This is a genomic window from Bacillus sp. F2HM, assembly GCF_019266135.1.
In the GTDB taxonomy this organism is placed as follows: Bacteria; Bacillota; Bacilli; order Bacillales; family Bacillaceae; genus Bacillus; species Bacillus safensis.
Window position 1 is genome coordinate 21019 of sequence record NZ_LRMO01000007.1, and the last position, 16273, is coordinate 37291.

A 16273-nucleotide genomic window follows, 5' to 3' on the forward strand; every position below is an offset into this window, starting at 1 on the left:
CTTGTCATAGTAGTTAGTAACAGTATACGGAAACAAGCTTAATTCTATACCTATGAGGTGATGATTGTGTGGAAGGCTGGTTCAAGGTGGACGCTTTTAATTTTAGGAAGCTTAATAGGTGCGGGATATGCTTCCGGCCAGGAAATTTGGCAGTTTTTTGGCATTGATAGCGGACTAGCCATTCTACTGTTTACATTGATGTTTATGCTGTCTACCTATGTGGTGTTAAAAATCAGTTATGAGGTGCGTGCCGATCACTTTGTGCCAGTGCTGGAACGGCTTGTCGGTCCATGGCTGGCTAAGGTGTATGACGTGTTAATTGTCCTTTATTTATTCACGACAACGACGGTCATGATTGCTGGCGGCGGGGTGACGCTTGAGATGTATCATGTGCCTTTTTGGGTTGGCATCGGCGCGTTTTGTTTGTTTTCATTTATGATTTTTTTCTGGGATGTGAAAGGGCTCTTATCTGTGAATGCTTTCATTATACCAATTTTGGTGGCGGGGCTCATCTATGCGTTTGTTTTTTATTATATGAACCATGATCATATGTGGCGGATTGATTTTGGGCAGCAGTACAATTGGCCTGCCAGCATTGTCTTTGCTTCTTTGAACATATTATCTGTTGTGGCAGTGCTGTCTTCGGTTGGGAAAGAAATGAAGGGGCTTGGGGAAGCCAAAGTGGCGAGTATCTTAAGCGGTCTTATTTTTGGTGTCATCTCGTATGTGTATAACGAAATACTGGTTGATATTTCGGGAAGTCTTTCATCAGAGGGAATTCCTTTGTTTACAGTATTAGAAGGGGCGCCGACTTCTTTGTTTGTGTTTATGACCGTTGTCCTTTGTCTAGCAATTTATACGACGACGGCAGCAGGTTTATTTGGATTATCCAGCCGGATGCTTTCTTTTGTACGAATGCCCCGCTGGCTGGTTGTATTGGTGATGCTTCTTTTGATGGCACCTTTAACATCTCTTGGATTTGCTGATTTGATTGCTTTCTTGTATCCAATTTATAGTTTGTTGAATCTGTATTTGCTCGTCTGTTTAATGCTGTATCCGATTTTAAGTAAAAAGATATTTTCTCGTTCTAAAAATTATATTGATAAAACAAAATAAGCACCTCTCTTTTTTAGAGCTGTGCTTATTTGATCTGAATTGAATCAATAGCTTCTTTGATATCATCATAGACAGGCATTTGCTTGAGACGCTGGAGGCGATCCTCTAATTCTGAAATGGCCTGTCCCTTTAAATGCTGGGAAATGTGTTGTTTGACAATGGTCGTCTGGTTTATCATGTCTTCTGTTTTAGCCAATTGATACTCCAAGTGCACGCGAGTATTTGCTAATTCGTCGTGCAGCCGCATTTTGAGCAGCCGTTTTAGATCCTTTCGCTGTCCTTCTCTGCGCATGGCCTGAATGGCGGCGATTTCTTCAGGAGAATGTGTTTGTGTATTTGGTGCCGATTGATTTTCGAATACAGACATGGAGCGGCGGGCACTCACATTTTGCAAGAAACGCTGGGCGTCACTAGGAGGCTTATTTTGATTGATCATGCGATGACTCCTTTCTTAATGAATACCCATTTGCATCGCAAGGCGTCTATCTGCCTTGGCGTAGTCATCACCCATTGTGTACATATGTCTTGAAAGGGCAGAAAGCTCTTGTTCGTAATCCCTCAGGGTGTACAAGGCATTCAGTTGTTTTTCGTGTGAATAAAAGGAGGAATGTGTCTGTTCCATTCTGACTTCCTCTACCAGTGCTTCCACATCACTATGACTTAATAAATCATAGTGGCCAAAGCCGACGAGTCCTTTGAGCTCTTGTTTCACATGATGGACGGCGTCTTTTACGCTTTCATCAATTCCATCGATTTTTTCAAATACAGTGTGCACTTCATGTTCAATAATACTTTGTAGATCATAGGATGAATTTTTCAGTAAATGGGATTTTATGATAATTTCAAGTCCGCTTTGTGCATATGCACGTCCAGAATGAATTTCTTGCAGCAGCATGGCTGTAAAACTTGTATTATGATCAAGCTGTTCATCTAAAATACGGGCGGATCCATTCGGATGGAATGAATATCCATTTGCTTTGAATTCTCCTGAAACGAGAGCTAAAAAAGCATTTGTATCAAAGGATTCGTTCCATTCTATATTCATAGATGCAAAAGCTGATTTTAAAAAGGTGTCAATTTCCCTTTTTTTGTATTTAACGGATTCTTGGACTGAGTCTTGCTGCCGTGGCGGTACGGTGTACTTGACTTGCCCAACTCCTTGATCATGGCGATTGAGTAAACCGACGTAATGACTAGGCTGAATATATTCAATCAACATGCGTGTATATTGACCTTGCTGCGCCTTTTGCTGAATCGAAGGCGACAGGCTGCTCCATATATTTGGGCTGTCAAAGGTGACGGCTTTTTTGACAGCTGGCTGTTCTGTTGCAACATAAGCACAAACAGCACCGGCAAGTGCTTGTCCAGTGAGATGGATACCTGCATTCGGATGCTTCTGACAGACTTTCTCTATGTATTCCTTCCCTTTAAAAAAGACATGGTCTTGATTGCCATCAAGGGACTTTCTTTCAATTGGATAGGCATAGTCTGTTTTGAGTAATGACTGTGCCGCGTTGTGTACATCTTGCTTAGATGTCACCGTCATTTGGTTTGGCAGTGGACAGTGAAAAGCGACGATGAATTCATCTGATTGTTCTGGCTGCATTGTTAAACCATATATTTTATGGTCGATCTTTAGAAAATCGTGGACAGTGAGTGTTTGCTGACCTATTTCTATCGTATGGTGCTGCTGGTAATTGTCTATATTTCCAGCATGATCGGATATGATTTTATATTCTTTATCAGTTAATCTATCCTTTCGATTGACCATCGTACCTGCTCCCTCACATAACATTTATGCAGATATCATAAATCAAAAAATATGGAAAAACCACCGCGTTCTACCAATAAAAACCTTTTGACCTACAGTGTTTGTGACAATATTGAAAAAAAACGGAGTTTAAGTAACTATTGGTCACAAATAAAATGATCTAAAAGAAGGGTTTTTTCTCTAAAAAAGAATAGGATGAACGATTGAAAGAGGCTCTTGGTTTTGTGCATTGCCCTTCATCACCGTTTTTTTGTACAATAGATTCAATGAAGTGAGCAAGGAGAGGTGAAGGCTGATGGCAGACAAAGCGTTTGGGTTACATGATGTTGTAGAAATGAAAAAGCCCCATCCATGTGGTGCCAATCGGTGGAAGGTCATTCGTTTGGGCATGGATATCCGTATTAAATGTGAAGGCTGCGGACACAGCGTGATGATCCCAAGAAGAGATTTTGAACGAAAAATGAAGAAAATTCTCGTCAAGCATGAGGAGCCAACTGCTTAAGTAGGCCTCATGCTTTTTTTATTAAATTTGTCTTTTCTACAGCAAAACCAGGTGCATCTTCTCGTTTTGAAGCATTGATTTATTCTTTTTGACGATGTTTCTTCTATTGAAAATGCATGATGGTTAGCTTGTCTTTTCATGTAAACCTACTTATAATTGCTCTAGGTTCATATTACGCAGTATAACGAGCACGTTTGATATAGAGGAGATGAAAGAATGGCTTTAACAGCTGGTATTGTTGGCTTACCTAACGTCGGGAAGTCAACGCTATTTAATGCAATTACACAGGCTGGAGCGGAGTCTGCTAACTATCCGTTTTGTACCATTGATCCAAACGTCGGAATTGTAGAAGTTCCTGACGAGCGTTTACAAAAGCTAACAGAATTGGTGCAGCCGAAAAAGACAGTTCCCACTGCTTTCGAATTCACTGATATTGCGGGTATTGTCAAGGGTGCATCTAAAGGTGAAGGTTTAGGGAATAAATTCCTTTCTCATATTCGACAAGTAGATGCGATTTGTCACGTGGTCAGAGCTTTTGCAGATGATAACATTACACACGTAGCTGGTAAGGTTGATCCTGTGGCAGATATTGAAACGATTAATCTCGAATTGATTTTGGCTGATTTAGAAACAGTTGAAAAGCGTTTAGCTCGTGTGAGTAAGCTTGCAAAACAAAAGGACAAGGAAGCAGTAGCTGAATTTGAGATTTTGTCGAAGCTAATGAACGCATTTGAAGCTGGGAAATCGGCAAGATCTGTAGAATTTACTGATGAGCAGCAAAAGCTTGTGAAACAGCTTCATTTACTCACATCTAAACCAGTTCTCTATGTAGCAAATGTGAGTGAGGATGAAGTAGCAGATCATGAGGGCAACGAATATGTGCAGCAAATCCGTGAGTTTGCTTCTGGTGAAAACGCTGAAGTTATCGTCGTTTGTGCGAAGATCGAGTCTGAAATTGCAGAGCTTGAAGGAGAAGAGAAGCAAATGTTCCTTGAAGAGCTTGGTATTAATGAGTCAGGGCTTGATCAGCTAATTAGAGCATCTTATTCACTTCTAGGATTAGCTACGTATTTCACAGCAGGTGAGCAAGAGGTACGTGCTTGGACATTTAAAAAAGGAATGAAAGCGCCAGAATGTGCTGGAATCATTCACACAGACTTCGAGCGTGGATTTATTCGTGCTGAAACGGTTGCGTATGAGGATTTACTAGCTGGCGGAAGCATGTCTGCTGCTAAAGAAGCAGGGAAAGTTCGTCTAGAAGGTAAAGAATATGTAGTGAAAGATGGAGACGTCATTCATTTCCGTTTTAATGTATAGGTTCTTGTCATAGGCCAAGTGATTTGTTATAATATACAATTGTGAGTAATATAATTTATTGCTCCTTGCCCGTTTAGGGCCGCTTAGACCAAAAGGAGGTGCAATCAGATGAGAAAGTACGAAGTTATGTACATCATCCGCCCAACAGTTGACGATGAGGCTAAAAAAGCAGTTATCGAGCGTTTCAATAACGTGTTAACTTCTAACGGTGCGGAGATCACTGGAACAAAGGATTGGGGTAAACGTCGTCTTGCATACGAAATCAACGATTTCCGTGACGGTTTCTACCAAATCGTAAACGTTCAATCTGACGCTGCAGCAGTTCAAGAATTTGACCGCTTAGCTAAGATCAGTGACGATATCATTCGCCACATTGTTGTTAAAGAAGAAGTATAAATCATTGAAATATATATTTAAAGGTGGTCTTTCAATATGCTAAACCGTGTTGTATTGGTCGGAAGACTAACAAAAGACCCTGAGCTTCGCTACACGCCTAATGGTGCGGCTGTAGCCACGTTTACTCTAGCTGTGAATCGTACGTTTACGAATCAATCTGGAGAGCGTGAAGCCGATTTCATTAACTGTGTTACTTGGAGAAGACAAGCCGAGAACGTGGCTAATTTCTTGAAAAAAGGAAGTCTTGCCGGTGTAGACGGTCGTTTGCAGACAAGAAACTATGAAAATCAGCAAGGACAGCGTGTCTTCGTGACAGAGGTTCAAGCTGAAAGTGTTCAATTTCTTGAGCCTAAGAGCGGCGGTGCTGGTTCAGGTGGATACAGCGGCGGTGGCAATAGCGGAGGCCAGTATTATGGCGGTAGCCAAAACGATCAGAATCCATTTGGAAATGAACCAAGTCAAAATCCATATGGCAATCAAAACAACCAAAATCGTAATCAGGGAAATAGCTTTAATGATGACCCATTTGCGAACGATGGTAAACCGATTGACATCTCCGATGATGATTTGCCATTCTAATTGATCTGAAAAAATGACTAAAGGAAAGGTGTGAAAACAAATGGCAGGTGGACGCAGAGGCGGTCGTGCGAAACGTCGTAAAGTATGTTTCTTTACTTCTAACGGTATCACGCACATCGATTACAAAGATGTTGATCTTCTTAGAAAGTTTGTTTCTGAGCGTGGTAAAATTTTACCTCGTCGTGTAACAGGAACTAGCGCTAAGTATCAACGTAAATTGACTTTAGCGATCAAAAGATCACGTCAAATGGCATTACTTCCATACGTTACTGGTGAGTAAGTCGTTGACTTAAAAAGCGGAGAGCCCCGGGCTCTTCGCTTTTTTTATTTTCCTCACTGTGAATCTCATCTATTTTTGCTAGAGTTGTTTCTGACAGTCAACCGAGGGGAAGTATGTAAAAGTGACAGTTTATTCTATACAAATATGAGGTTGATCTGTCATATTGGTAGTCTAGAAAATAATTGCAGTCAGGGCGTGGGAAGATGATTGAATTTAAAAAGGTATCGATGCAATTTTCTGATGAGCGCTATGCCGTTCAATCCGTTGATTTGGAGATTCAGAAAGGTGAGTTTTTTGTATTGATTGGACCTAGTGGCAGCGGGAAAACGACAACATTGAAAATGATCAATCGTCTCATTTCTTCTACAGAAGGTGAGATTTACATAAAGGGTCAAAAAATAAGTGATTATGATATGTATGAGCTGCGCTGGGATATCGGTTATGTTTTGCAGCAAATTGCGCTTTTTCCTCATATGACCATAGAAGAAAATATTGCTGTGGTGCCAGAGCTTAAACAGTGGAGCCGGAATGAGACCAATCAGCGTGTCGATGAACTCATGTTGATGGTCGGGCTTGATCCTGCTATGTATCGACATCGAAAGCCAGCAGAGCTCTCTGGTGGACAGCAGCAGCGTGTCGGTGTGGCACGTGCACTTGCAGCTGATCCTGAGATTGTCCTGATGGATGAACCTTTCAGTGCGTTAGATCCACTAACGAGGGAGAAATTGCAGGATGATCTGCTTGATTTGCAGCGCCGTATACAAAAAACCATTGTTTTTGTGACGCATGATATGCAGGAAGCTATGAAGCTTGGTGATCGGATTTGTGTGATGAATGAAGGAAAAGTAGTGCAGATCGGACGTCCTGAGGAATTGGTTCAACATCCAGCCAATGCCTTTGTACAGGAGTTTGTTTCAGGGGCTGCCCGCCATGTGGGACATCGAGCTTTTGAGCTGGAAACCTTGGCACAACCGATAGCCCACGAAGCTCTTTTACCCTATGAGGCGGTCTCATCAGATGCCGAACTGGATGAAGTCTTGTCTCAATTGGCAAAGCACGAGGAATTGGCTGTTGAAAAGAATGGAGAGCGGATTGGACTAGTGAATCGTCAAGCAGTGATTCAGTATTTAGCTGATTCTCCTAAAGAGAGGGGCGAGTCACATGAATGATTGGACCCGTGTGTTATGGGAACGCAAAGAACAATTGGGACATGCCTTACTTGAGCATATTCAAATTTCTTTTATTGCTTTATTTTTAGCGATTTTGATTGCTATTCCATTAGGTATCTATTTAACGAGGGTTCCAAAGCTAGCGGAGTGGGTCATCGGGGTGACGGCCGTCTTACAAACGATTCCGTCGCTCGCACTTCTTGGCTTGTTGATTCCTCTCGTGGGGATTGGGCAAGTACCTGCGATTATTGCGCTTGTGGTCTATGCCCTACTCCCTATTTTAAGAAATACATATACAGGCATTCAGGAGGTTGATCCTTCTCTGAGAGAAGCGGCGCTTGCTATGGGGATGAATCATCGCAAACGGTTATTAAAGGTGGAGCTTCCTCTTGCCATGCCAGTCATCATGGCTGGTATTCGAACCGGGATGGTACTCATTGTGGGGACCGCCACTCTGGCAGCACTGATCGGGGCTGGGGGATTAGGAAGCTTAATCTTGCTGGGAATTGATCGAAATGATATGTCGCTCATTGTCATTGGCGCGATACCAGCTGCCTTACTCGCTCTATTATTTGATGTGGTGCTGCGTACCTTTGAGAAAATTTCCTTTAAAAAGACTGTGATCTCTGTGACTGTTTTTGCTCTGATTGCAGGAGCAGTTGTCGCTGCCCCCGTGCTGTTTCAGCAAGAAAAGAAAGAAATCACCATTGGCGGGAAGCTAGGATCAGAGCCTGAGATTTTGATCTCGATGTATAAGCTTTTAATTGAACAGGATACAGATATTCAAGTGAACCTGAAGCCCGGTCTTGGTAAGACGTCCTTTGTTTTCCAGGCTTTACGCTCTGGTGATATTGATATTTATCCTGAGTTTACGGGTACAGCAATTTCTGAATTCCTCAAAGAAACAGCAAAAAGCACAGATAAAAGAAAAGTGTATGAGCAAGCGCGGCGTGGATTGGAATCGTCCTTTCAGCTCCGCCTTCTTGAGCCCATGGCATACAACAATACGTATGCTTTAGCCGTGCCGCAGTCACTGGCTGATCAATATGAGGTGACCAATATTTCAGATCTAGGGAAGATCAAAAACCGTATAAAAGCTGGATTTACCTTAGAGTTTTCTGATCGTCAGGATGGGTATCGAGGTATTCAAAAAGCTTATCAATTTTCCTTTGACGATGTTGTGACGATGGAGCCGAAGCTTCGGTATCGAGCGATTCAAAAAGGAGATATCAATTTAGTCGATGCGTATTCGACAGACAGTGAATTGAGACAATACAAATTAAAGGTGCTTAATGATGATCAGCATGTTTTCCCGCCATATCAAGGAGCACCGCTGCTCAGGCAGGAGACATTAACTGAATTCCCTGAGATTGAGACCTCTCTCAATAAGCTTGCGGGTCAAATCACAGACGATGAGATGAGAGAAATGAATTATGAAGTCAATGTGAAGGGAAAGGATGCATTTCAGGTAGCGAAGGCCTATTTAAAAAAGAAAAAGTTGCTGCAATAAACAAGGGAAAGCAGGGCTGTTTATGCAAAACAGCTCTGCCTTTTTAAAAGAAAAACAAAAATCATTGACATTTACTTAAAAACATCATATCCTTAATTCGAGATAAATATATTTTTTTGATCTATTATCTCGAATTCGAGATAATATAAAGATGTCAGTAAAGACATAATGAATAGAGGCTTATTACTTCATGATTAGGAGGTCATTAGAAGTGAAAAAAACAGAAGGAATTCACCATATTACAGCTATTGTCGGTCATCCTCAGGAGAACGTTGATTTTTATGCAGGTGTTTTAGGACTTCGTCTCGTGAAGAAGACCGTGAATTTTGATGATCCGGGCACATACCATTTATATTTTGGAAATGAAGGCGGCTCTCCAGGGACAATTATTACGTTTTTCCCTTGGCCAGGTGCACAAAAAGGTCAAATTGGTGCAGGTCAAGTGGGCGTGACGACATATGTCGTACCGACAGGCGCTTTCTCTTTCTGGAAGGATCGTCTTGAGCAGTTTAATGTCTCTTATGAAATGGTTGAACGTTTTGGGGAAGCTTTTCTCTCATTTGAAGATCCACACGGCTTATTGATTGAGCTGGTAGAGCGTGCGGAAGGAAAGCAAAACGAGTGGACATTTAATGGTGTCACACCAGATGTAGCCATTAAAGGATTTGGCGGAGCTGTTTTATTAACATCACAGCCGGAGCAAACGATGCAGCTGCTAGAGCAAACGATGGGACTTGAACGAGTGGGAGCCGAAGGAGACTATGTGAGATTCCGTTCGTTTGGTGAAATAGGCAATGTGATTGATGTGAACATTACGCCTGTTCCACGAGGACGTATGGGTGTTGGGGTTGTGCACCATATTGCATGGAGAGCAACAGATGATCAGGATCAATTAGATTGGCAAAGACATATTGCACAAAGCGGGTATCAAGTGACACCTGTGCAAGATCGAAATTATTTTAATGCTATTTATTTTAGAGAGCTTGGCGGCATATTATTTGAGATCGCTACTGATCCTCCAGGGTTTGCACACGATGAATCAGTGGAAACAATGGGTGAAGCATTGAAACTGCCACCGCAATATGAGGCGCAGCGCCGTCAGATTGAACAAATTGTACTGCCAATTGAAGTGAGAGAAGTTAAAGGGAAAGGAGATTCATGATGAAGCATCTTTTTCGAAAAGGAAAGAATGAACAAAGACCTGTCCTGTTATTACTGCATGGAACTGGCGGGACGGAAGAAGATTTATTGCCGCTTGCACATATAGTAGATCCTGATGCATCTGTTCTTAGTGTGAGAGGGAATGTATTAGAAAACGGCATGCCGCGTTTTTTCAGACGTTTGGCAGAGGGTGTATTTGATGAACAGGATTTGATTGAACGTACTGAGGAACTATATACATTTATCGGCGAAGCAGCTGATGAATATGGATTTGATCGTCACAATGTGGTAGCTATCGGATATTCCAATGGGGCAAACATTGCTGGAAGCTTGTTATTCCATTATGGGGATGCCCTAAAAGGCGCCATCCTGCATCATCCAATGGTTCCAAGACGCGGAGTTTCATTGCCTTCATTAGCGGGGAAACAAGTCTTTATAGCAGCTGGTGAAAATGACCCAATGTGCCGTCCAGAGGAATCACAGGAGCTGGAGCAATTGCTGCAGGGTGCAGGTGCATCGGTTACACTTCATTGGGAAAATCGCGGACATCAGCTAACGAGAGAAGAAGTCGATGCTGCGGCTTTATGGTATCGTCGTCAATTTTAAATAAGGTGGGGAATACAGGTGGGATTTTTACAGAAGCTTTTTGGGCAAAACAAACAAAAGGAGCTGGAACAAATGGAAAACGTAAAATTAGCGATTATTTATTATAGTTCAACAGGTACAAACTATCAGATGGCGAAATGGGCTGAAGCGGGAGCAAAAGAAGCTGGCGCAGAGGTCAAAGTATTAAAGGTTGCTGAATTGGCACCAGAAGCAGTTGTCGCTTCAAATCCAGCATGGAAAGCACATTTAGACGAAACAAAGGATGTGCCAGAGGTTCAATTAAGTGATTTAGAGTGGGCAGATGCCATCATCTTTAGCATGCCGACACGTTTCGGTAACCTGCCAGCTCAAATGAAGCAGTTCTTAGATACAACAGGCGGCTTGTGGTTCCAAGGTAAATTGGCAAACAAAGCAGTCAGCGCGATGACTTCAGCTCAAAACGCAAATGGCGGACAGGAGCAGACGGTTCTCAGCCTATATACGACGATGTTCCACTGGGGAGCCATTATTGCCGCTCCTGGATACACAGATGATTCCTTATACGGTGCAGGGGGCAACCCTTATGGCGTAAGTGTCACTGTTGACCAAAATGGAAAAATCCAAGAGGATGCAGAAGCCGCTGTGAAACATCAGGCAAAACGTACAGTCAATGTGGCAGAATGGATCAAAAAAGGTCAAAACGCTTAATAGATGTATACAAAAAGAATGCAGCCTCGCCGCTGCATTCTTTTTTTCATTAATAAGGATCTGATGGTGTGCTGTTGTTGATGGCTTCGTCCACGGCTTCGGCAGCGCCTGTAGAGCCGATAGGTCCGCTTGGCTGCTCTTGTTTAAAGGCTTTTAAGCCGTCAGCAACACGCTTTCCGTAATCAGGGTCTGCTTTTGTAAAGTTTTCGATCATTTGGTCTTGAATGTCCTTTTGACATGTCGCAAGGGTATTGACTAAGTTCTTAATCAGTTCCTCACGCTCCCAATCATTAAAACGGCGATATGTTTCTCCCGCTTGTCCAAAGTTGTTCGGGCGGTCAATGGCTTCTCGTTTGACTTCACCTTCTACAAAAGGCGTATGATCCTTTCCATCCTGTTTGGCTTCTTTTAATCCTCCGAGGATCGATGGCTCATAATTCACATGGGGATTTTGGCCTTTGCCTTGATCGACATGGTATTCCATTTGTCCGTCTCTCTGATTGGTGGCGACATGCTTTTTCGGTGCATTGATCGGCAGCTGTAAATAGTTTGGCCCTACACGATATCGCTGCGTGTCAGAGTAGGAGAAGGTGCGGCCTTGTAGCAATTTATCATCTGAGAAGTCCAAACCGTCTACGAGTACGCCAGTCCCAAAGGCAACCTGCTCGACTTCTGCGAAATAGTTTTCTGGATTTTTGTTTAATACCATCCGTCCGATTGGTTTCCATGGATAGTCATCTTTGTACCAAAGTTTTGTCGGGTCTAGCGGGTCAAAGTCGAGGTGAGGGTGGGCATCATCTTCCATGATCTGTGCATATACCTCCCATTCAGGATAATCTCCTTGCTCAATGGCTTCATATAAATCCTGTGTGGCATGGTTAAAATTTTCTCCCTGAATCGCTTGCGCCTGTTCTTGGGTCAGGTTGCGAATGCCTTGTTTCGGTTCAAAATGATATTTAACCAGCACCGCTTTTCCGTCATGGTTGACCCATTTGTACGCATGGACACCTGAGCCTTGCATGTGCCTGTATGTTGCAGGGATGCCCCACGGTGAAAAGAGAAATGTCACCATATGCGTCGCCTCAGGTGATTGTGAGACAAAATCAAAAATACGCTCGCCGTCCTGACGATTGGTGACAGGATCTGGCTTAAAGGCATGAACCAAATCAGGGAACTTTAAAGCATCTCGGATGAAGAAAATTTTCAGGTTGTTCCCCACGAGATCCCAGTTGCCTTCCTCTGTATAAAATTTAATCGCAAACCCTCTCGGATCGCGTAATGTTTCTGGCGAATGACCGCCGTGGATCACTGAAGAAAAACGAACGAAAACAGGCGTCTTTTTCCCTTTTTCCTGAAACAATTTCGCTCTCGTATAGGTAGAGATGGGTTCATCCCCGAATGTGCCGTAGGCTTCAAAATAACCGTGAGCTCCAGCACCGCGTGCATGAACGACACGTTCAGGGATGCGTTCACGATCAAAATGACTGATTTTCTCTAGGAAATCGTAGTTTTCAAGCGTAGTGGGTCCTCTATTCCCAACAGTTCTCATATTTTGATTGTCTGTTACGGGATGACCTTGCCGATTCGTTAAGGTTTCTTCTGACTCTGAAGATGGTTTAGGCTGTTGATCTTCTTTCAATTCGAATCCCTCCTTCAATATCTCCCTAACAATATGGTCATGTTGTTCCCTATTTCATACAAGGATTGATATAATGATTGAAAACTTTCACGAGGAGCAAACCAGATGATTCGATTACACTGCCTTCACGCCCATCCATCCAATCAGTCTTATATAGAAGATGTTTTTGGTGATACAGATGTTGATTTGCATCACACGGTCGATTCATCATTTATAGAACGCGCGACACAAGATCCTGCATTTGATCAACACAAGCAGCAAACGTATGCTATCAACAGATTAAAGCAAGAAAGTAAAGCCGATCTCATTCTGCTCACGTGTACACAATACATTGCCGCTTTGGGTGATCAGCAGCACCTCTTTAAACAACCGATTGTTCCGATCGATGAACCGTTATTTGAGCTGATTTGTGAGAAACAAGGGCCTCTTCAACTGGTGTTTTCCAACCCAGATACAGTGGAAGGGACGATGCATCGGCTTGAATCATATGCCACAGAGCGGGGCAAACAGCTTGAAGTAGACATGGTTGTGATGGAGGATGTCTTTCATCTCTGCCTAAACGGTGATATACAAGCCTATGATGAACAAATCAAGGAGCAGCTGAGAACATGTATGATGCAAAAAGGGAGAGACATTTGTGTGATGCAGCTTTCGATGGTTCGTGCGGCAAAGCAGATGGAGCAGAAGACAGGCGTTCCTATTATTCATCCGCTTTCTCCACTAAAACAGTTTGTCCATCAAACATTATCCGCTTGGAAAGAGTGAACCCATCAGGTTCGCTCTTTTTGTATAGGAACGTAAATGCGATGACATGTTAAAAAAATAACCGAGCGCAAACTATTTTCAAAAGGCGCGCGTCTATCCAATGTAAGAAATAACAGATGCGCATTTAAGATAAAGGAGCTCTTTGTAAAATGAAGAAACGAAAAATAGATGATCAATTTGCGGATTACGTCATGGAGCATAAACACAGTTTTTATCGGTTGTCCTATAGTTATGTCAAAAACCCAGAAGATGCTATGGATGTTGTACAGGAGGCCATTCATAAAGCACTCAAATCTGTTCACCGATTAGAGGATGAGAGCAAGATGCATAGCTGGTTTTATAAAATCGTGGTGAACGCTGCCCTAGACTTTTTACGAAAGAAGAAGCGGGTGCAGGTGACAGATGATGAAACGCTTGAATTCTTATCACAGGGCGAATCAGATGTATACGAGGATCAAGACGTCAGACGGGCTATAGAGGATTTGCCTGAGATGTATCGGGTCATCATTATTTTGAGATTCTTTGAAGATTTAAAATTAGAGGACATCGCCCAGATTCTCGATGAAAATGAAAACACCATTAAAACAAGATTATATAAGGCGCTGCGGCTTTTAAAAGTAGAATTATCACAGGAGGAAATATAAATGGATAAGTATTTGGAACATTTAAAAGATGAATATTTAGAAATTCCTATTCCACCGGAATATGATGCAATGGTTGAACGAACGTTGAAACGAAAAAATAAAAAACCTCATTTTCAGCAATGGACCATCGGACTTGTTGCGGCTGCTGCTCTTTTTGTTACAACGGTTAATGTCAGTCCACAGGCAGCAAGAGCGATTTCAGAGGTGCCTGTCATTGGCGAGCTGGTGAAAGTCGTAACGTTTACAGAATTTAAAAAGAGCGATCAAGGAACGAATATTGATCTTAAAACACCACACGTTTCAGGACTTGGGGACGGAACATTACAAGACAGCCTGAATCAAAAATATTTAGCTGAAAACAAAAAGCTGTATCAAGATTTTGAAAAGGAAACAAAGGGTTATAAAAATGGTCATTTAAGTGTTGAGAGCGGTTATGAAGTGAGAACGAACAATGATCAAATCCTTTCACTAGGCCGATACAAGGTGACGACTCAGGCTTCTGCGGCAGAGGAAATGACATATGATACGGTTGATAAGAAAAACCATGTCCTTATTACATTACCAAGCCTGTTTAAAGATGATCGTTATATTGATGTGATTAGTGAAAATATTAAAGAACAAATGAAGAAACAGATGAAAGAGGATTCAAACAAAATGTATTGGATTGGCAAGCAAGATATGGCGGATCCATTTAAGAAAATTAAGCCGGATCAAAACTTCTATATCAATTCAAAAGGGAAGCTTGTGATTTCCTTTAATGAATATGATGTCGCGCCTGGCTACATGGGTGTTGTTGAATTCACGATTCCAACAAGCGTGCTAAAGGATATTCTCGTGAGTGATACGTACATTCATTAAAAAGAAGACAGACAAAAAAGACTGCTGAACAATTCAGCAGTCTTGTCGTGTTTTATTAAGAAAGTGCGTCTGTCAGTGCAGGTACGACTTGTTTCTTTCTTGATACAACACCTTTTAGTAAAGCTGTGTTGTTTTCAAGTGTGACGTTAAATGCTTTTTCTACTTTTGCTGCTTCTGCACCGAGTGCAAGAGCAAGGGAGTCATTTTCTAAAATATCTGTGATGACTAAAACAAATAGATCAAGACCTTTTGCTGCAATGACTTCATTGATTTTCGCTTCAATGTCAGCCTGTCTTGCTGTCACTTCAGCGATATCTACTGTATTGACTTGTGCAATTTCGACTTTGCTTTTGCCTAGTGCGAATTCTTTCGCATCAAGTGTAATTAATTCTTGAACCGTTTTTTGGCTTAGATCAGCGCCTGCTTTCAGCATGTCTAGGCCGTAAACTTCTGGATCTACCCCTGCGATTTTTGCAAGCTCATGCGCAGCATCAATATCTTGCTGTGTGCATGTTGGGGATTTGAATAGTAAGGAATCAGAAATGATCGCAGATAAAAGCAAACCAGCGATTTCTTTTTCAATTGTCACTTGGTTTTCTTTATACATTTTGTTTAAGATCGTTGCTGTACAGCCTACAGGCTCAGCACGATAGTAAAGAGGTTCACTTGTTTCAAAGTTGGCAATACGGTGGTGGTCAATGACCTCAGTAACTTGTACTTGATCAATGTCGCTTACACTTTGCTGGAATTCGTTATGATCGACAAGAATGACTTGCTTTGTTTCGTTTGCAGCCGTTTCAATGAAACGTGGTGCTTCTTGTTTAAAGAAATCTAATGCGTATTGTGTTTCTCCATTGATTTCTCCAAGTCTGACGGCTTCTGCCTGAACGCCGATTTTGTTTTTCAGATCAGCGTAAGCAATAGCAGAGCAAATCGTGTCTGTGTCAGGATTTTTGTGTCCGAATACGAGTGTTTTTCCCATGTGAATTCTCCTTCTTACATTTATTGATGATGTTTCTATTCTAACAGCTTTTGACCTTGAATTCAGGGTTTATAGCTAAGAATAATCTAAAAAATTGTAACATGCTGTTTGAAAACTTGCATGTGCGATTCCATATCGGCGTTCCACGTGAAACGCTCCCAGGACAGCCTGCATTTTACTTGAGATTTACCGCTATGGTAAAATAAAGGTTGGGGCAAGACATGATGGAGCTTACATCATACGTATACATAGAAGGACACATTGAGCAAGATATAGACAAAAGGATTGGAT

Annotated in this window: 18 protein-coding genes; 14 read left to right on the plus strand and 4 right to left on the minus strand. The window is 42.1% G+C overall.

What is annotated here, in order from left to right; all coding sequences use genetic code 11:
- Positions 1 to 60 precede the first annotated feature (60 nt).
- Positions 61 to 1116 (plus strand): YkvI family membrane protein, encoded by a 1056-nt coding sequence (locus tag AWT60_RS04650; protein ID WP_076840623.1) that lies wholly within the window; start codon positions 61 to 63, stop codon positions 1114 to 1116.
- A gap of 25 nt (positions 1117 to 1141) precedes the next feature.
- On the opposite strand, the gene AWT60_RS04655 is transcribed toward AWT60_RS04650, so the two are convergent.
- Both AWT60_RS04655 and AWT60_RS04660 read right to left on the minus strand, forming a co-directional pair.
- On the minus strand, positions 1142 to 1552 hold the full coding sequence (locus AWT60_RS04655) for a hypothetical protein (RefSeq protein ID WP_041105868.1): 411 nt from the start codon (positions 1550 to 1552) through the stop codon (positions 1142 to 1144).
- A gap of 15 nt (positions 1553 to 1567) precedes the next feature.
- Positions 1568 to 2887, minus strand: a complete 1320-nt coding sequence (locus tag AWT60_RS04660; RefSeq protein ID WP_041105866.1) for a phage hydrolase — start codon at positions 2885 to 2887, stop codon at positions 1568 to 1570.
- A 295-nt stretch (positions 2888 to 3182) separates the two neighbouring features.
- On the opposite strand from AWT60_RS04660, the gene AWT60_RS04665 reads away from it, so the two are divergent.
- The 10 genes from AWT60_RS04665 to wrbA all read left to right on the plus strand — a co-directional run bounded on the left by AWT60_RS04665 (position 3183) and on the right by wrbA (position 11094).
- Positions 3183 to 3389 carry a DUF951 domain-containing protein gene (locus AWT60_RS04665; protein WP_008347561.1) on the plus strand — a complete coding sequence of 69 codons (207 nt, stop codon included), beginning with the start codon at positions 3183 to 3185 and terminating at the stop codon, positions 3387 to 3389.
- A gap of 216 nt (positions 3390 to 3605) precedes the next feature.
- On the plus strand, positions 3606 to 4706 hold the full coding sequence (gene ychF, locus AWT60_RS04670; RefSeq protein ID WP_024424059.1) for a redox-regulated ATPase YchF: 1101 nt from the start codon (positions 3606 to 3608) through the stop codon (positions 4704 to 4706).
- 108 nt (positions 4707 to 4814) lie between these two features.
- Positions 4815 to 5102, plus strand: a complete 288-nt coding sequence (rpsF, locus tag AWT60_RS04675; protein WP_024424058.1) for a 30S ribosomal protein S6 — start codon at positions 4815 to 4817, stop codon at positions 5100 to 5102.
- 36 nt (positions 5103 to 5138) lie between these two features.
- On the plus strand, positions 5139 to 5681 hold the full coding sequence (gene ssbA / locus AWT60_RS04680) for a single-stranded DNA-binding protein SsbA (protein ID WP_007497456.1): 543 nt from the start codon (positions 5139 to 5141) through the stop codon (positions 5679 to 5681).
- Between the two features lie 40 nt (positions 5682 to 5721).
- Positions 5722 to 5961, plus strand: coding sequence for a 30S ribosomal protein S18 (gene rpsR / locus AWT60_RS04685; protein ID WP_008359105.1), 240 nt, complete (start codon positions 5722 to 5724; stop codon positions 5959 to 5961).
- A 203-nt stretch (positions 5962 to 6164) separates the two neighbouring features.
- Positions 6165 to 7130: an ABC transporter ATP-binding protein gene (locus AWT60_RS04690; RefSeq protein WP_218676969.1), complete on the plus strand. Its 966-nt coding sequence runs from the start codon at positions 6165 to 6167 to the stop codon at positions 7128 to 7130.
- On the plus strand, positions 7123 to 8640 hold the full coding sequence (gene opuFB / locus AWT60_RS04695) for an osmoprotectant update ABC transporter permease/substrate-binding subunit OpuFB (protein ID WP_075621353.1): 1518 nt from the start codon (positions 7123 to 7125) through the stop codon (positions 8638 to 8640). Before AWT60_RS04690 ends, opuFB begins: the two co-directional genes overlap by 8 nt.
- A 190-nt stretch (positions 8641 to 8830) precedes the next feature.
- The gene (locus AWT60_RS04700) at positions 8831 to 9802 is read left to right on the plus strand and encodes a ring-cleaving dioxygenase (protein ID WP_041105860.1); all 972 of its coding nucleotides are present in this window, start codon (positions 8831 to 8833) and stop codon (positions 9800 to 9802) included.
- Positions 9799 to 10407: an alpha/beta hydrolase gene (locus AWT60_RS04705; RefSeq protein WP_041105858.1), complete on the plus strand. Its 609-nt coding sequence runs from the start codon at positions 9799 to 9801 to the stop codon at positions 10405 to 10407. The genes AWT60_RS04700 and AWT60_RS04705 overlap by 4 nt, the downstream gene beginning before the upstream one ends.
- Before the next feature lie 72 nt (positions 10408 to 10479).
- Positions 10480 to 11094, plus strand: a complete 615-nt coding sequence (gene wrbA / locus AWT60_RS04710; RefSeq protein WP_034283654.1) for an NAD(P)H:quinone oxidoreductase — start codon at positions 10480 to 10482, stop codon at positions 11092 to 11094.
- A gap of 49 nt (positions 11095 to 11143) precedes the next feature.
- On the opposite strand, the gene katX is transcribed toward wrbA, so the two are convergent.
- A complete protein-coding gene (gene katX / locus AWT60_RS04715; protein ID WP_373272896.1) occupies positions 11144 to 12754 on the minus strand; it encodes a catalase KatX in 1611 nt (536 codons plus the stop codon).
- A gap of 84 nt (positions 12755 to 12838) precedes the next feature.
- Here katX and AWT60_RS04720 point away from each other — a divergent pair, with 84 nt between their 5' ends.
- The 3 genes from AWT60_RS04720 to rsiV all read left to right on the plus strand — a co-directional run bounded on the left by AWT60_RS04720 (position 12839) and on the right by rsiV (position 15000).
- The gene (locus AWT60_RS04720; protein WP_218676970.1) at positions 12839 to 13498 is read left to right on the plus strand and encodes a hypothetical protein; all 660 of its coding nucleotides are present in this window, start codon (positions 12839 to 12841) and stop codon (positions 13496 to 13498) included.
- A gap of 149 nt (positions 13499 to 13647) precedes the next feature.
- Positions 13648 to 14142, plus strand: coding sequence for an RNA polymerase sigma factor SigV (locus AWT60_RS04725; RefSeq protein WP_218676971.1), 495 nt, complete (start codon positions 13648 to 13650; stop codon positions 14140 to 14142).
- Positions 14143 to 15000, plus strand: coding sequence for an anti-sigma-V factor RsiV (gene rsiV / locus AWT60_RS04730; protein ID WP_041105852.1), 858 nt, complete (start codon positions 14143 to 14145; stop codon positions 14998 to 15000).
- A 55-nt stretch (positions 15001 to 15055) separates the two neighbouring features.
- Here rsiV and AWT60_RS04735 read toward each other — a convergent pair whose 3' ends face one another.
- Positions 15056 to 15982, minus strand: coding sequence for a manganese-dependent inorganic pyrophosphatase (locus tag AWT60_RS04735; RefSeq protein WP_024424048.1), 927 nt, complete (start codon positions 15980 to 15982; stop codon positions 15056 to 15058).
- Positions 15983 to 16273 lie beyond the last annotated feature (291 nt).

Excerpts from the sequence above, each read along its gene's own strand:
- AWT60_RS04650 (WP_076840623.1), top strand. The coding sequence starts at position 61 with ATGATTGTGTGGAAGGCTGGTTCAAGGTGGACGCTTTTAATTTTAGGA.
- AWT60_RS04655 (WP_041105868.1), bottom strand. The coding sequence starts at position 1,552 with ATGATCAATCAAAATAAGCCTCCTAGTGACGCCCAGCGTTTCTTGCAA.
- AWT60_RS04660 (WP_041105866.1), bottom strand. The coding sequence starts at position 2,887 with ATGGTCAATCGAAAGGATAGATTAACTGATAAAGAATATAAAATCATA.
- AWT60_RS04665 (WP_008347561.1), top strand. The coding sequence starts at position 3,183 with ATGGCAGACAAAGCGTTTGGGTTACATGATGTTGTAGAAATGAAAAAG.
- ychF (WP_024424059.1), top strand. The coding sequence starts at position 3,606 with ATGGCTTTAACAGCTGGTATTGTTGGCTTACCTAACGTCGGGAAGTCA.
- rpsF (WP_024424058.1), top strand. The coding sequence starts at position 4,815 with ATGAGAAAGTACGAAGTTATGTACATCATCCGCCCAACAGTTGACGAT.
- ssbA (WP_007497456.1), top strand. The coding sequence starts at position 5,139 with ATGCTAAACCGTGTTGTATTGGTCGGAAGACTAACAAAAGACCCTGAG.
- rpsR (WP_008359105.1), top strand. The coding sequence starts at position 5,722 with ATGGCAGGTGGACGCAGAGGCGGTCGTGCGAAACGTCGTAAAGTATGT.
- AWT60_RS04690 (WP_218676969.1), top strand. The coding sequence starts at position 6,165 with ATGATTGAATTTAAAAAGGTATCGATGCAATTTTCTGATGAGCGCTAT.
- opuFB (WP_075621353.1), top strand. The coding sequence starts at position 7,123 with ATGAATGATTGGACCCGTGTGTTATGGGAACGCAAAGAACAATTGGGA.
- AWT60_RS04700 (WP_041105860.1), top strand. The coding sequence starts at position 8,831 with ATGATTAGGAGGTCATTAGAAGTGAAAAAAACAGAAGGAATTCACCAT.
- AWT60_RS04705 (WP_041105858.1), top strand. The coding sequence starts at position 9,799 with ATGATGAAGCATCTTTTTCGAAAAGGAAAGAATGAACAAAGACCTGTC.
- wrbA (WP_034283654.1), top strand. The coding sequence starts at position 10,480 with ATGGAAAACGTAAAATTAGCGATTATTTATTATAGTTCAACAGGTACA.
- AWT60_RS04720 (WP_218676970.1), top strand. The coding sequence starts at position 12,839 with ATGATTCGATTACACTGCCTTCACGCCCATCCATCCAATCAGTCTTAT.
- AWT60_RS04725 (WP_218676971.1), top strand. The coding sequence starts at position 13,648 with ATGAAGAAACGAAAAATAGATGATCAATTTGCGGATTACGTCATGGAG.
- rsiV (WP_041105852.1), top strand. The coding sequence starts at position 14,143 with ATGGATAAGTATTTGGAACATTTAAAAGATGAATATTTAGAAATTCCT.
- AWT60_RS04735 (WP_024424048.1), bottom strand. The coding sequence starts at position 15,982 with ATGGGAAAAACACTCGTATTCGGACACAAAAATCCTGACACAGACACG.